At 53.9% G+C, this 12,662-nt stretch carries 14 protein-coding genes and 2 pseudogenes; 7 read left to right on the top strand and 9 right to left on the bottom strand.

Annotated elements, in window-relative coordinates:
• Positions 1–125 precede the first annotated feature (125 nt).
• From BMZ67_RS14885 to BMZ67_RS14870, 4 genes are all read left to right on the top strand, one after another.
• Positions 126–983: a putative selenate ABC transporter substrate-binding protein gene (locus tag BMZ67_RS14885; protein WP_425434249.1), complete on the top strand. Its 858-nt coding sequence runs from the start codon at positions 126–128 to the stop codon at positions 981–983.
• On the top strand, positions 983–1,633 hold the full coding sequence (locus tag BMZ67_RS14880) for a phosphonate ABC transporter ATP-binding protein (protein WP_092024084.1): 651 nt from the start codon (positions 983–985) through the stop codon (positions 1,631–1,633). Before BMZ67_RS14885 ends, BMZ67_RS14880 begins: the two co-directional genes overlap by 1 nt.
• A 12-nt stretch (positions 1,634–1,645) precedes the next feature.
• On the top strand, positions 1,646–3,112 hold the full coding sequence (locus tag BMZ67_RS14875) for a PhnE/PtxC family ABC transporter permease (RefSeq protein WP_092024177.1): 1,467 nt from the start codon (positions 1,646–1,648) through the stop codon (positions 3,110–3,112).
• 182 nt (positions 3,113–3,294) lie between these two features.
• Entirely contained in the window at positions 3,295–3,891 is a 597-nt protein-coding gene (locus tag BMZ67_RS14870) for a hypothetical protein (RefSeq protein WP_092024082.1), read from the top strand.
• Positions 3,892–3,900: 9 nt separating this feature from the next.
• Here BMZ67_RS14870 and BMZ67_RS14865 read toward each other — a convergent pair whose 3' ends face one another.
• On the bottom strand, positions 3,901–4,200 hold the full coding sequence (locus BMZ67_RS14865) for a hypothetical protein (RefSeq protein ID WP_092024081.1): 300 nt from the start codon (positions 4,198–4,200) through the stop codon (positions 3,901–3,903).
• 63 nt (positions 4,201–4,263) lie between these two features.
• Positions 4,264–4,653 carry a hypothetical protein gene (locus BMZ67_RS14860; protein WP_092024080.1) on the bottom strand — a complete coding sequence of 130 codons (390 nt, stop codon included), beginning with the start codon at positions 4,651–4,653 and terminating at the stop codon, positions 4,264–4,266.
• A 210-nt stretch (positions 4,654–4,863) separates the two neighbouring features.
• On the opposite strand from BMZ67_RS14860, the gene BMZ67_RS14855 reads away from it, so the two are divergent.
• From BMZ67_RS14855 to BMZ67_RS14845, 3 genes are read left to right on the top strand one after another with little or no spacing between them, the layout of a single operon-like run.
• Entirely contained in the window at positions 4,864–5,784 is a 921-nt protein-coding gene (locus BMZ67_RS14855) for an ABC transporter ATP-binding protein (RefSeq protein WP_092024078.1), read from the top strand.
• Between the two features lie 26 nt (positions 5,785–5,810).
• Positions 5,811–6,572, top strand: coding sequence for an ABC transporter permease (locus BMZ67_RS14850; RefSeq protein WP_092024076.1), 762 nt, complete (start codon positions 5,811–5,813; stop codon positions 6,570–6,572).
• A complete protein-coding gene (locus BMZ67_RS14845; RefSeq protein ID WP_092024074.1) occupies positions 6,569–7,069 on the top strand; it encodes a DUF192 domain-containing protein in 501 nt (166 codons plus the stop codon). Before BMZ67_RS14850 ends, BMZ67_RS14845 begins: the two co-directional genes overlap by 4 nt.
• 11 nt (positions 7,070–7,080) lie before the next feature.
• On the opposite strand, the gene BMZ67_RS14840 is transcribed toward BMZ67_RS14845, so the two are convergent.
• The 7 genes and pseudogenes from BMZ67_RS14840 to BMZ67_RS14820 all read right to left on the bottom strand — a co-directional run bounded on the left by BMZ67_RS14840 (position 7,081) and on the right by BMZ67_RS14820 (position 12,524).
• Complete coding sequence (locus BMZ67_RS14840; protein ID WP_092024072.1) at positions 7,081–7,917, bottom strand: hypothetical protein; 837 nt, start codon at positions 7,915–7,917, stop codon at positions 7,081–7,083.
• A gap of 600 nt (positions 7,918–8,517) precedes the next feature.
• A complete protein-coding gene (locus BMZ67_RS14835) occupies positions 8,518–8,853 on the bottom strand; it encodes a hypothetical protein (RefSeq protein ID WP_092024070.1) in 336 nt (111 codons plus the stop codon).
• Positions 8,854–8,932: 79 nt separating this feature from the next.
• Entirely contained in the window at positions 8,933–9,625 is a 693-nt protein-coding gene (locus BMZ67_RS18535; protein WP_139214389.1) for a hypothetical protein, read from the bottom strand.
• A gap of 24 nt (positions 9,626–9,649) precedes the next feature.
• Positions 9,650–9,901 (bottom strand): annotated as a pseudogene (locus BMZ67_RS18875) (transposase); the annotation flags it as partial.
• A pseudogene (locus tag BMZ67_RS14830) lies at positions 9,882–10,874 on the bottom strand (transposase); the annotation flags it as partial. The pseudogenes BMZ67_RS14830 and BMZ67_RS18875, both read right to left, overlap by 20 nt.
• 209 nt (positions 10,875–11,083) lie before the next feature.
• The gene (locus tag BMZ67_RS14825) at positions 11,084–11,542 is read right to left on the bottom strand and encodes a hypothetical protein (RefSeq protein ID WP_092024068.1); all 459 of its coding nucleotides are present in this window, start codon (positions 11,540–11,542) and stop codon (positions 11,084–11,086) included.
• Between the two features lie 586 nt (positions 11,543–12,128).
• The gene (locus BMZ67_RS14820) at positions 12,129–12,524 is read right to left on the bottom strand and encodes a hypothetical protein (RefSeq protein WP_092024066.1); all 396 of its coding nucleotides are present in this window, start codon (positions 12,522–12,524) and stop codon (positions 12,129–12,131) included.
• Positions 12,525–12,662: the final 138 nt, after the last annotated feature.

The raw sequence follows: 12,662 nt of genomic DNA, 5'->3' as shown, positions 1-12,662 counted from the left end.
TTTTTTCGGTGGTTGGAGCTACATGGCGCGACGATTTCCGGGTATCCTTGGAGCCCTTCTAATAAGGGGGTGACTCCCCTCCTCAACCTGACTCAATGAATAAGGATGCTCACATGCTGCAGCTTATGGTGCGTCGCGCTTTGCTGGCGCTGGCCCTTGCGTTTTCCTCGGTTTCAGCGTCAATGGCAGACACCTTCGTGTTTACTGCCATTCCGGATGAAGATGAAACCAAACTGATTGAGCGCTTCCAGGGTGTTGCTGATTACCTGGCTGAACAGCTTGGCGTGGATGTACGCTACGTGCCGGTTAAGTCCTATGCGGCAGCGGTGACGGCATTCCGCAACAACCAGGTTCAGCTGGCCTGGTTCGGTGGATTGTCCGGTGTTCAGGCTCGCCGACTGGTGCCGGGGTCTGAGGCGCTGGCCCAGGGCCAGGAAGATGAGGCCTTTGAGACTTACTTTATCGCTCACAGCAGCACCGGCCTTGAAGAAGCGGAGACCCTGTCTGATGACGTTCGTAACCGCACGTTCACTTTCGGTTCAAAAGGTTCCACTTCAGGTCGCCTGATGCCGGAGTTCTATCTGCGTGAGCGCTTCGATGCAGCCCCTGAAGAGGTCTTCTCCCGTGTTGGCTTCAGTGGCAACCATACCCGTACCCTGCGACTGGTTGAGGCCGGAACCTTCGAGGTTGGCGCGCTCAACTTCCAGGTGTGGGAAAAAGAGCTGGCCGATGGCACCATTGATACCGATTCCGTAAAAATTATCTGGAGAACGCCTACCTATCCGGACTACCAGTGGACTGTTCGTGGTGACGTTGACGAGCGGTTTGGTGAAGGCTTCAAAGAGCGCGTTCAGCAGGCGCTGCTTGAGCTGGACGACCCAGAACTTTTGGCCAGCTTCCCCCGTACCCGCTTCATTCCTGCTTCAAATGACGACTATGAGCCAATCCGGGCCGTTGCCGAGCAGATTGGTGTCCTGGATTAATGTCCGTTATTGAGCTGAGCAATCTTTCTGCGTCTTTCGGTGGCCGGCGGGTGTTAGGCCCGCTGTCCCTGACGGTTGCTGATGGCGAACGGGTTGCACTCGTTGGTCGAAGCGGCGCGGGCAAGTCCACTCTGCTCAAGCTTGCCTGGCAGCAGTGTGGGTCGGACATTGCCCTGGTTCCTCAGGACCTGGGGCTGGTTCCGGCGCTGCCAGTGTTTCATAACGTGTATATGGGGCGCCTTAATCAGCGCTCCAGCTGGTATAACGCGCTGTCGCTGGTTCGCCCGTTCAAGAAGGATCGCGCCGAGGTGTGCGAGGTCCTGCAGGCGTTGGCGATCTCAGACAAACAATGGGTTCCGCTTGCCTCGCTGTCCGGTGGTCAGCGCCAGCGCGTAGCTATTGGCCGCGCGATCTATCAGGGTGCGTCTGCACTGATCGCTGATGAGCCGGTTTCTGCCCTCGATGGTCCAATGGCCAACCGGGTCATGGAACTGTTATCAGAACGCTTCAGAAGTGCCCTCATTGCCTTACATGATGTTGATCTTGCGCTTCGGTACTGCAACCGGATTGTTGGGATCAGCGACGGTGTCATCGCCTTGGATGAGCCAAGCAACCGGCTTTCAACGGCCGATATCCTGCCACTGTACTGATCCATGCCGTTTATGTCCGCCTACCCCACTGTTCGTGTCAGTCTGCTGTTTTTGGCGATAGCCATAGGCTGTGCGTTTTTTGCGGACCTGTCGATCACCGCGGCAAACCCATGGAAAGATCTGGGTAATTTCTTTCTTGGGTTGGTGACGCCGGATTTCTTTTCCTATCAGGGCCTGGCCACTGCCCTGCTTCGAACCGTTGCCTTTGCGTTTGTGGGTGTTGCCCTGGGTAGCGTCTTTGGTTTCTTGCTGGCACTGGCCTTCAAGTGGACGGCGGTGCGGGTTTTCTGCTCCGTTATCCGATCCGTTCATGAGCTGTTCTGGGCGCTGATTTTTCTACAGTTCTTTGGTTTTCACCCGTTAACCGGTGTGCTGGCCATTGCAATTCCCTATTGTGGCATCTTTGCCAAGGTCTATTCCGAAATCCTGGACGAAGTCGATCCTGAACCATCCCGGGCGCTGCCCAGGGGAACCGGCGTGGTGTCCAGCTACCTGTATGCCCGGATTCCCCAGTGCTGGGAGCAGATCAAGACTTACACGGCTTATCGTCTTGAGTGTGGTCTCAGGTCCAGTGCCGTTCTTGGTTTTGTCGGCCTTCCAACGCTGGGCTTTTACCTGGAGTCCTCATTTGCCCAGGGGCTGTACTCCGAAGCCGGAGCAATGCTCATTCTGTTCTACCTGTTGATCGCGACCATCCCGCTTTGGTTAAGGCGGCAGACGTTGCCGTTTTACCTCGCTGCTGCGCCGTTCTGTCTGGGAGATGGCTTCCCGATTGTGTGGGGCAATGTGTCGCGATTTTTCACCGAAGATATCATTCCGGCGCCGCTGCGGCAGGGAGATGGCTGGGCGGGGTTGGCTGACTGGTTTGCAGATATTGCGGTAACCGAGGCCCTGCCGGGTATCTGGAATACCCTGCTGTTGACCCAGATGGCGCTGGTGTTGACCGGCCTTATTACCCTGCTGGTGTTCCCGCTGATCTCGCGCCAATTCGGCAACCGGCCAACCCGGGTAGGCGGGCATGTGTTTTTGGTCATCCTGAGATCAACCCCGGAATACATGCTGGCCTATATTCTGCTGCAGATCTGGGGGCCCTCAATGTTGCCGGCAGTGGTCGCGCTGGCGCTTCATAATGGCGGGATCATCGGTCATCTGGTCGGGCGGCAGTCAAGTAGCATCGGGTTGCGGCCAGACGCCGCCCGAGGGCTGAGCCGGTACGGCTTCGAGATTGTTCCAAGGGTCTATCGTTCGTTCCTGGCGCTGCTGTTCTATCGCTGGGAAATCATCATGCGGGAAACCGCAATTCTCGGCATACTCGGGATCCACACGCTGGGCTTTTTCGTCGACAGCGCGATCCAGAATATTCAGTTCGATCGCGCCCTTATCCTGATTGGGGTAACCGCCCTCCTGAACATCGGCATCGATAAACTGTCCCGGTTTATTCGCGGCCGCCTTGCACTTCAGACGTTGCCCACCTGCTAGGGTTAGGTTCAGGTGCCTGTCGCGAGCTTTCCGCGAGAACTGGCTTCCGTTCGCCGTGCCGGGTTGGTCACAGTTTTATTGCCTGGCACCTAAAAACTCCAAAACTGCGACTGCTTCCACTTAGCTGGACGTTACATGTTGTTACAATAAATTCGTTAACAGTTACAGCTATTGGGAGTGTTATGCTGGAAAGCCTGATTGTAGTCGGTGCCGAATTGGGGTTGGCCTGTTTGTTCTTCGTGTTGGGCTACCGGATGACCGACCTGGCGCGGGGGGAGAGTTTCGCCTTAGCTGGCATGGGCGTGACGGTTTCGGATGGCGCGGCTATGGAGTCGTGTGTCTACCAGCGGCAAGGTGATGAGTCCCACCGCGCCGCACTCTCCCCCGCAACGGATCGTACCGAGCTTATTACCCAGCTACACATTCTCTTTGGTCTTCAGGATAGGGTTTGCCGCAACAGTCATCTGGTGCTTGTGGAGTCGCCGCTGTCCATCAAACAATACGCTGCGGCCTGGATGTACGGTGCCGCTGGGGCGCTTGTTGCTCCTGCTGAGCGCCATTCTGAGCGGGTGATGGGGGTTGTTAGTCAGCTGATGGGGCGAAAGCTGGAGTTTGATGCAGAGGATGCCAGGGAGGCAATGGTGCACCTGACCCGTTGCCCAATATATCTGGCGTGTTATCGCAGTGGTCTGGAGGGCGCTGAGCACTGGCAGGCTCACCACTTCATTCCAGGTGAGAGCGCACTCAATACCGCGATTACAAACAACGCCTTTATCTGAGGGGCTTGGTTAAGCCCCTTCGCTGGCCAGAGTCCATTCGTTGCCGATCTCGACCGATTCCGATGCCTGTTCCGGTTCGGCGGGAACCCCGCTCAGTGAGGGCTTTGTGTAGGTGCCATCCTGGCGCAGTTTCATGCTCTCCACATCGACCGCGCTGACCCGGAATACCTTTCCGCCGGCAACCACGCTTGACCGATGGCTCAGCCCAAAGACAAAGCGGCAATAATCCAGCTTGAGCTGCATGACTTCCTTTTCGGCCTTGTGAATTTTTCTGAGTAAAACGTGCTGGACGCCGTTTGCGTAATCCATAGCGTTATCAATCCTTGATGCCTGAAAAAACGATCCGCAATTCTAACAGCAAATGCGGTCGCGTTACTTGCGGTGGACCTCAAACAGCAGGCGCTGGCCTGCGTTGAGTGCGGGTCGCCCCGGGAGTTCGAGGTCGATGCGCCAGACCATAATGTCCTGAACCGTACAGACCGGCGGTGTAAACACGCCCTGCCACTCCTGTTCGGAGTCGCTGTATGTCAGCAATACGGGGTATTCGCCCAGGTACATGGATTCGCCGCGAAGCACGCCGTGCATTCGTTCGATGGTGGCATTGGTCTTGATGGAAAAGCGAAAGCGAGCGCTGCCTTGTTCATCCGGCAGCTGGGTTAGGCTGGCCTGCCAGTGTGAGCCGTCAACGTCCCAGGTGCAGGGTTCATGGGCCAGGTTGCACGCAGGCTGGTCTGTCTCAGGCTGGTTTCCCGACAGTTCCATTAACCACCTTGGCGCCAATGCCACCATAGCCAGCAGCCCCACCAAAATAATCGCTATAACAACACCACGCACCACTTGAACCCCTCCTCTCACTGAAGTTCGCTATTATACGGGCGTTTAGCGGCCATCACGTACATTTCGCTCTTTTACCCTTGGGTAAAGACGTGAGAAAATTCAGCACTTTGATCCAAGCGAACATAGGGGAACTCCGTGCAACCTGACATTTCGGTCCGGAACCTGAGCAAAGTGTATGCAGGCGGTTTCCAGGCGCTCAAGAATATTAACCTGGACATCCAACGGGGCGAGATCTTCGCTCTGCTTGGCCCCAATGGTGCTGGCAAAACTACGCTGATCAGCATCATTTGTGGGATCGTCAATCTCTCCAGCGGTACCGTGCTTGCCTCTGGCCACGATATTGTCCGTGATTACCGGGCGGCGCGATCAGCCATTGGGCTGGTTCCGCAGGAGCTCAATACCGACGCCTTCGAAACGGTGTGGGACGCTGTGTCCTTCAGCCGTGGCCTGTTTGGTAAGCCGGCCAACCCTGCCCATATTGAAAAGGTTCTCAAGGATCTGTCGCTCTGGGACAAGCGCAACAGCCGGATTATGTCCCTGTCCGGTGGAATGAAGCGTCGTGTAATGATCGCCAAGGCGCTGTCACACGAGCCCCGCATCCTGTTTCTTGATGAGCCCACCGCCGGTGTCGATGTGGAATTGCGTCGAGACATGTGGGAGATGGTTCGGGGGCTGAGAGCCAATGGCGTTACCATTATCCTGACCACCCACTACATCGAAGAAGCTGAAGAGATGGCGGACCGTATCGGGGTTATCCGCCAGGGTGAAATTATCCTCGTCGAGGGTAAGGATCAGCTCATGGCAAAGCTGGGCAAGAAAGAGTTGCGCCTGCTGTTGCAGCAGCCGCTGGAGTCGCTCCCCGGAGAGCTGGCTGCGGAGCCGATTGAGCTGTCGGAAGATGGCTTTGAGTTGGTGTATACCTTCGACTCCCAGCAACAGCAGGCTGGCGTAGCACGGTTGCTTCGGCAGTTGGGAGAGATGGGGATCGAGTATCGCGACCTGCAGACCCGCGAGAGTTCGCTCGAAGAGATTTTTGTTGGGCTCGTCCACGAATAAGCGTGACGCCATAGCTGGAGACAGGAATGAATCTATACGGAGTCAAAGCAATCTACCGCTTTGAGATGGCGCGGATGTGGCGGACCCTGATGCAGAGCATTGCCTCGCCGGTCATTTCCACCTCCTTGTATTTTGTGGTGTTTGGTTCAGCCATTGGCAGCCGGATGGGGGAAATCGACGGCATCAGCTACGGGGCCTTCATCATCCCCGGTCTGGTTATGCTATCCCTGCTGATGCAGAGCATTTCCAATGCTTCCTTTGGCATCTACATGCCCAAGTTCTCAGGCACCATCTATGAGGTGCTGTCAGCGCCGGTGTCCTACGTGGAGGTGGTTCTGGGCTATGTCGGCGCGGCGGCCACCAAGTCGGTGATCCTGGGGGTGATCATCCTGGTAACGGCCCGGCTCTTTGTTGACTACACCATCCTTCACCCCATCTGGATGGTGTCGTTCCTGGTGCTGACATCGGTCACCTTCAGTTTGTTCGGCTTTATCATCGGCATCTGGGCCGATGGTTTTGAGAAGCTGCAGATTGTTCCCTTGATGATTGTGACGCCGCTGGTGTTCCTCGGGGGGACCTTCTACTCCATCGACATGCTGCCCGAGATCTGGCAAACCATCACTCTGTTTAACCCGGTGGTGTACCTGATCAGCGGTTTCCGCTGGGCCTTCTATGGTGTCTCTGATATACATGTGGGCATCAGTGTCGCCATGACGCTGGTCTTTATGCTGGGTTGCATGACCGCGATCTGGTGGATCTTCAAATCCGGTTATCGGTTGCGCTCATGATCAAGGTTAATCCCGCGTTTCAGTCCACTCGAAAACTGCTGGTGCTAGCCGCGGCTACGCTGGCGATTGGTGCCTGCAGTCATCGTCCTGTGGTTGATGTGCCGCCCTCGCCGGAGCTTGAAAAGCGTTCCGTACGCATTGTGTCCGGCGATAAGGTCGTCACCCTGACGGCCGAAATTGCCGACTCTCCCAGTGAGCGGCGCGTGGGGCTGATGGGGCGGGATTCGATGGCGTGGGACAGTGGAATGCTGTTTGTATACGAGGTGTCCCGCAGCGGGAGCTTCGGTTTTTGGATGCAGAACACCCTGATCCCGCTGGATATTGCCTATCTCGATGAAGACGGCACCATCGGCTCGATCAAGGCTATGGATCTCTGCATCCAGCAGCCGACTTGCCCGATCTATCCGGCGGGTGTCCGGTATCGATTTGCCCTGGAGGTTAACCAGGGCTTCTTCGAAAGCAACAGTATTGAGGTGGGCGACCGGGTCGAGTGGTAGTCGCCCCGGCCTTAGCTCTGCTGAAGGTTGCTGCCTAACAGGTTTGCCAGGCTTTTGGCGAACTCCTCAATGCCCTGCTCCAGCGATTGGTTCAGGCTGTCCAGAACCACACCATTGAAGTGGCGAGTGTTGGGTTCCATCAGAAAGTCTTCATAGCGGTCCAGCTTCGACATCTCGATACCCTGGTAGGAGTACAGCAGGGAGAGGATGATGCCCTGCTCCACCGCTGGCCGGGTCGCTTCGATCTGGTTGGAGATCTGGCGATTGAGCGCGGTCATATCAACCGGTGCATTTGGTTGGTTGGCAATCACCAGGGCTGAGAGAACCGCCATCCCGGTGTACTGCTGAAGGTCCATGACCATATCGGTTGCACCAAACAGCTTATCCAGCTTGCGGGCAAACTTAACTCGCTGTTGATCTGCGAGCAGCTTGTCAGCCTGGCTCATCATTCGCTCCTGAGCGTCAACGCCGGTGTTCTCCTGCTCCACTTGGGTGATTTCCATGCCCAGTGGCGAGTTGTACCATTCCAGAAGCTCCTCCACCTGTGCAGGCTCCAGCGACGTGTTCAGCGCCTCCCGCAGTGAGGTTAGGATTTCCTCAGTGACAAACGCCCGGTCGGCGCTTCTGAGCATGGCCTGAAACACCGGGTCAGGAATCGCCTGGCTCTGCTGCTGGGCCATCGTCATGCCCTCCTTCATCGCCAGCGGAATGCTTTGAACCTGCTCCGTTAATCCTGATTTTTCCATCAGCAGATCAATGGCGTCCTCCGCCTCAGTCGCCGCAACTGACGCGGCTGAGGTCATCAAGACCAGGAAGGTGAATAGTGTGCGCAACTGGGTAGCTAGCATGAAAACATCCCTTTTCTGATTCGAGCAAAAAAACTTATTACTGAGTTTAACGGTAACGCTGTGTTTTGGTTAGCGTTTAAATTGCAATTTGGGAGGCGTGGCCATGAATGGCCCTTGTGCCAAACGGGCGGATCAGCCCATCAGAACGGCCAAATGGCTAGAGTTCGATCAGGAAACCGGCGACTAGCTGGATGGCCCGGCTATCCAGTACGGCGAACCCGCGAAAGGCAAGCTGTTTGGTCTGTTTGCTCAAAGTCGATACTGGGTAGCACGGGCGCTGCGTTGGGGGATCAAACGACCAAAGAAGGTAGAAGAGCCCGAGATTAATCCAGGCTCTTCCTGGCTGGATCGGCTAAAGCAATTAACCCAGGTCCGTACTCCGACAGAAGCGGAAATCGCCACATTGCCCGACGGCACCGCTTATTCCTGGGAGAAGCTGAGTGGTGAGGTTTACCCGCCACCTTGGAGTTCTGTCAATAACTATACGTTGCACAAGCAACCTGCGTGAACCAGTCTTCGATCACTATGGTCGCAAAGTGAACAGTCAGATGGTGCTATAGCGCCCGCAGCTGGGGCGGCGTAGCAAACTGCCTGCGATTGTTAAGTGCTGAACTCAACGATGCCTACTTGTTCAGCATATATTTTGTTTAGCCCAGTCTGGAGCTCTTTAAATTTGTCGAAGCCAGGAGAAAAGTACAAATTCTTCAAATTGCCATTCACAAGCACTACGTGAATACCATAGTTGGTTACGGTGCATTCTTTAACTTGATTGTGGCGGCCATTGATCTGGTCATCGAACTCGAAGTAGGTACCGTCGTCCGAACCAACCTCTTGGGTTAGGCCTTTTTGCCACATGAAATATCCACCGTCTGCACCTACGACAGAGACAACAAGCACATCATTTTCGACAACTTCAACTGGATGATCGTAGCTCATACATTCCTGTAGCATTTAACGCCCGCAACACCGGGCAACTTGGATCGCAGCGGAAATTTGACCCGAGTGCTTGCGTTTGCTAGGCATTTTTTATTAGGTCAGGACTGTATGGACCGAACCACCTTTTGTTTAATAAATTATCCATTTCTTCCTGACCTTCTATTTGCAAGAACTGATGATATTGGCATTTATTTAAACCCGAAATTGCAAACTCCTTACAACCATCAACTTTGCACAGTTTTGAGCTTAAGCCAAAATCTTTGGATAGAAATTCCCTTCTAGCTTCAAAATATAAAACTATCATATCTGGCGAAATATATGGCCTCTCTTTCCATGATTTTTGCGTGGTATTTGGCACTCTAAATAAATACCATGTTTCATCATCGCGCGGAGCTAAAGATGACTGCCAGTACTGACCACATACTTCACACCTGAATAACCGATAATGCTCGACCCATCTCTCTACAATTTTTTGCGTCAACTGTTTAAGGTGCTTCTTCATGCTTTGATATTCCAGAACTCTCTGCTGAATAACAGCAAGATCCAATGGAAGATCTTCATATGAATTACAATTACAATTAAGTTCCATGCAATCCTCTTTTGTGCCTAACGAGGCTGTAGAAAAACGCTTCCCGGAGCCGCTTCCCACTGCCCGATGTCCAATGTTGTTTTCCAGCCAGTAACTGGCCCATTTCCCGATTCCGCCACTCAAGGTGTCGAATTCGGCCCTGTTTCTAATCTGTAAGCGGTATGCCTGCTCTGACTCGGGCACAGACGGCCCTGTCATGCCCCTCATTTATGCCGCTAACTGCCCGTAATTCGTTAATTTTTCTATGTTATGCACCAGACAGTAGAGCTGCCACTGACCCTGGACCTTTTTTCGGCCCCGCAGGCTGAAGCGGTTCAACCCCTTGTTCGTGCCAATGTTGCCGAACACCGGTTCCACCACCGACATCCGGTGACATGTCTTCCCAGCGTGTGTTCGTCTGGTTCTGATGCCGCTTGCCGTACTTGGCTTTCTGATTCTGGAACTTTGGGTCGCGGCTGCGGAATTTGTTGTCCGGAATGTAGCCGTTGATCTGCCGTTCGTGCAGGTACTGCATGTTGGCTTCGTTAGCGAAGCCGGTGTCGGCGGTGATGACGGTGTTTTGTTGGTAGATATTCTTTGCGATGCCCAGTTTTTTGTAGCGGGCTTCGACCGTTTCCAGCACCGGTTGCAGGGTGTGGTGTTCCTGGCCTTCGCCAAAGGCCTGAGCGTCGATGATGACCTGGTACTTCTTGTCCACGGTGGCCACGCCGTTGTAACCCTGGATCGTGCCCTTGCTGGTGGTCATCTTGGCGCTTTCGTTATCGGTGATGTTGCTCTTCACTTCCTTGCTCCGCTTCCCCCGGCCCATCCTTGGGCGGTTCGTCTTTAGGAAGCGGTCCACTTTCTGTAGGGCTTCATCCAGCGACAGGATGGTCTTGGCCCGGCGGATGTCCCGATCCAGCTCGACCTCGGTTTCCGCCTCGTCCCGTTCGTAGTGGGCTTTAAGGTGGTGGCGGATCAAGCGCCTTAGTTTGGTCCGTTTCTCTTCCAGTTCCTTGAAGGTGCCGGACCATTCCTTGCTGGCGTTGGAGGACATCTTGCAGCCATCGATGGCGAACAGTTCGTTGCCCAGCAGGCCCTGCTCGTGGCACACCAGCAGCACCTGTTCAAACAACTCTTCGATGGCCTCGGCATGGCCGCTGACGAACTTGGCCAGCGTTGTGAAATGGGGCACGGTCTCGCAGGACAGCGCCTTGAACTGGATGTTGGTCTCGCAGCACCACTGCATCTCGCGGCTGGAGGTGATGCCCCGGGAATAGGCGAACAGGATAATCTTCAGCAGGATGGCCGGATCGTAGGCCAGCCGGCCAGTGTCTTCGTTGCGGTACTTGGGGTAGAACACCGACAGGTCCAGCTTGTGCTCGATCAGGTAGTGCACCGCGTGTTCAAAGGTGCCGGGCTGGAGCTGATCCTGGTAGTTGATCACGACCATGGCGTTCTGGTCGTGGTTGTAGGGTTTGAAACGGGGTTTAGGTTTGAACTTGGCCACGTGACGACTCCTTGTCCGTTTGCCTGATGCTATCAAAATCTAGGGATTTTGGGGTTTTTCTACAGCCTCAACGCCAGCAATAAACGGCGCCCTGACAAGGGCGTCCGGTGGAGGCCCATCGGGCCGGAACGAATTTAATTGCCTTGTTAGCATCAGGCGCCTGGTGTTTTGACATCTTTGACGTCGATACTAAACAGTAGCTGGGAGATATCCGAGGGATAAAGCTCCTTATCGCGCATACCTACAGACTCACGAATCTGGAGGCACAACCTTGTGAACGAAAGGATTTCTTGTTCAGTTTGCAGCGTACCTCCAGCTCTCAAGAAATCAGCTAGATGATGAACCACACTAGCATGGCCATAAACACAAATTCGCGACTTGGCGTCTGCTAAATTTGAGAGTTCCTCGGTTACGACAGTTCGCTGATTTTTACGCTGAGCCACAGCTATTTTCGATACAGAATTTAGGAAATCAGAATAGGCTTTGTTTTGGAGCTCAGAGAGATTGTTTGCCACCTGATTTTTCCGATTAAAAAAGCCTTGCAGCAAAGCACCAATGACTACACCGAGAACACCGATAACCGGCACTATAGTTACGAGCCCATCTTTCACTCAACTTCCTCTCGAAAATGCTAACGCTATGCGAAGCGGCCGGTTTGGAGGCGCAACCGCGCCGGAAAACCGGTCCGCTTGCGCTACTGGTTAAAGGGGCCTGAATTCCGCCCCATTGACTAGAACCTTAACTGGTATTTCTTTTTCTGACCGAATTGAGAATTCAACTCTATGCCCACATTCGCAAAGAGCCGAGCCGCCTTTGGGGCTAATAGTCTCGAAACCCAATACCAACACATTATCTTTGATTTGGTAGCTCGGTTTTTGCGGTGTTTGAGCACAATTGAGATTGGTCTCTACAACAGCATTGATATAAGTGCCGTCCCAAGAGGAATTGAGAGAGCCACGCGCAAACGTCCTTTCCCCGCTATCGTTCTCACACTTTGAATAATCACTGAATTCGAATGCCGTTTGATCGCTAGAGCATGCAACCAAGACTGAGAACGACACAAAGATTAGAATCTTCTTCACTTGCTTCCTTTAACGGCCACAACAGGGGCCAAACGTAGTGGAGCCAATTTGCGGTAAATTGAGCGAAGCGAACCGCAAATTGGCGGAGCGTAGTTTGGTTCCTTGCTTGTGCTTGTTATGCGCCGACAACTTCTGGATCTCCACCTGTGTCAGGTATTAAAACCAAGGGCCCGCACTTCTTGCAAATCACAGCTAAAATCTGCTTGATCAGTTGATCATGACCTTTTTCAAACCATATTTCTTGCGACTCATTATCGCCCGAATAGTTAGTTATGTTGAGCAAAGTCCATAGCTCATCTGGTTTTGACTCGGATTCCAACCAAGCCTGCCAAGTAGCACCAACACCATTGTCTCGAATAGTAACTTTGACACCGCCTAGCTCGGCTATCGCATCTTTAACTTCACGGCCAGTTGGGAACCTTGATGGTGTTTTAGGGTAAGGCACCTCAAGAGAGTCGAGCCACTCCGTCATTTCATCATTCAGAGGATATGTGGTCCAAAGTACACCCATCAATCGATTCCTGATCTCGCTTAACAGCTTATTAGTTTGAATTCTTATTAAACCGCAACGCCACTACCCTGTCCAAAATTGAGTCACAGCCCGAATAGCCTTTACTTTTCATCCCCTTACTCTCCGGCTCCCAGGTGC

Source organism: Marinobacter zhejiangensis (genome assembly GCF_900114775.1).
GTDB classification, from domain to species: Bacteria; Pseudomonadota; Gammaproteobacteria; order Pseudomonadales; family Oleiphilaceae; genus Marinobacter; species Marinobacter zhejiangensis.
The sequence above is the reverse complement of the archived record's forward strand: the minus strand, read 5'-3'. Positions and strand labels throughout refer to the sequence as shown.

Coding starts and splice junctions, on each gene's coding strand:
- BMZ67_RS14875 (WP_092024177.1), top strand. CDS start 1,646: ATGTCCGCCTACCCCACTGTTCGTGTCAGTCTGCTGTTTTTGGCGATA.
- BMZ67_RS14865 (WP_092024081.1), bottom strand. CDS start 4,200: ATGGATTACGCAAACGGCGTCCAGCACGTTTTACTCAGAAAAATTCAC.
- BMZ67_RS14820 (WP_092024066.1), bottom strand. CDS start 12,524: ATGGGTGTACTTTGGACCACATATCCTCTGAATGATGAAATGACGGAG.
- BMZ67_RS14850 (WP_092024076.1), top strand. CDS start 5,811: ATGAATCTATACGGAGTCAAAGCAATCTACCGCTTTGAGATGGCGCGG.
- BMZ67_RS14835 (WP_092024070.1), bottom strand. CDS start 8,853: ATGAGCTACGATCATCCAGTTGAAGTTGTCGAAAATGATGTGCTTGTT.
- BMZ67_RS14860 (WP_092024080.1), bottom strand. CDS start 4,653: ATGGAACTGTCGGGAAACCAGCCTGAGACAGACCAGCCTGCGTGCAAC.
- BMZ67_RS14880 (WP_092024084.1), top strand. CDS start 983: ATGTCCGTTATTGAGCTGAGCAATCTTTCTGCGTCTTTCGGTGGCCGG.
- BMZ67_RS14840 (WP_092024072.1), bottom strand. CDS start 7,917: ATGCTAGCTACCCAGTTGCGCACACTATTCACCTTCCTGGTCTTGATG.
- BMZ67_RS14885 (WP_425434249.1), top strand. CDS start 126: ATGGTGCGTCGCGCTTTGCTGGCGCTGGCCCTTGCGTTTTCCTCGGTT.
- BMZ67_RS14845 (WP_092024074.1), top strand. CDS start 6,569: ATGATCAAGGTTAATCCCGCGTTTCAGTCCACTCGAAAACTGCTGGTG.
- BMZ67_RS14870 (WP_092024082.1), top strand. CDS start 3,295: ATGCTGGAAAGCCTGATTGTAGTCGGTGCCGAATTGGGGTTGGCCTGT.